General features: G+C 36.8%; 1 protein-coding gene. It reads right to left on the bottom strand.

Annotated features, from left to right (window positions below):
• A partial coding sequence (gene mobQ / locus EKM78_RS12345) for a MobQ family relaxase (protein ID WP_164507362.1) occupies window positions 1-1,046 on the bottom strand: 1,046 nt, incomplete at its 3' end.
• Between the last annotated feature and the right edge of the window lie 34 nt (window positions 1,047-1,080).

Below are 1,080 nucleotides of genomic sequence, written 5' to 3' on the forward strand. Positions count from 1 at the left end.
ACTTTATTTAAGAGTTCATCTGCTTTTTTGAGTGAGCTTTCTTGTTGGTTAATTGTCAATAATTGTTTAGTCACATCTTCACCAACTGCATGTTTAATTAAGGTGCTATTTTTCCAATTAAATAGCATGCGCCGTTTATCATCTAAGCTCTCTAAACTGATATAAGTTTTCAGTTCATGACTTAACTCATTGACCACCCGTTTTTCATTAAACGAGAAGTGTTTGCTTAGACTATCTAAATGACCTCTATTGATTACTTTTTCTTGGTTGTTTTTATAACTGGCTTTGGCCTTGCGATAGTTCTTTACTTGTTGGTTAAATTCTTTTCTTTCATGGCGCTTGCTATTGATTCCCTCATGTTGAGTTGGTGTATCATCTATTCCCTGCTCAGTAAATGATTTTTCACTGATCCGATCGGGAATATTTTTTTGCTCTAAAGCCTGATTGACACTAGCCGACCAATTGTGCCGCCATTCAGTAATTTTTTCTTTTTTATCCCAATCAACTAGCCACACCTTTCTTGATCTTGGAAAACGACTATTCCCTGTATAAGTCTTGTTCCCATTTTCATCTAATATATTTTCTCTTTTACTTTTCAATCCCCATGTTCCGTCTGGATTAAATGGACGATTAGTTAGCATAACATGAGCGTGCGGATTATCTGGGTGATCTCTATGAATTGCTACGTCGGCAACCATACCCTCATCAACAAAATTTTCTTGTACATATTTTGTCAATAATTCTTTCTGTTCATCTTCACTTAATTCAACTGGTAAAGCCGCGTTAAACTCTTTTGCATAGCGTGAATTTGCTCGCCGATCTTTTCTTTCGACTTCATTCCATAATTTCTCTCTATCACTCGCCCATTCTGGCGCATTCTTTGGTGTCAAAATAAAGCTTTCTGGCATGACTGACCGAGCATAAAAATAGCTTCGACCTTCTTTTTTATCGAATAACTTTTCACCACTTCTATAACTTGCTCCAGCAATTGCGCTTCTTCCTTTTCCAGCACTAATATTACTAAAGCTCATGTGAAAAATTGCCATGTCGGTCACCACCTTTCTTTGGGTTTATGGGTTT

This window comes from Companilactobacillus furfuricola (assembly GCF_003946325.1).
GTDB classification, from domain to species: domain Bacteria; phylum Bacillota; class Bacilli; order Lactobacillales; family Lactobacillaceae; genus Companilactobacillus; species Companilactobacillus furfuricola.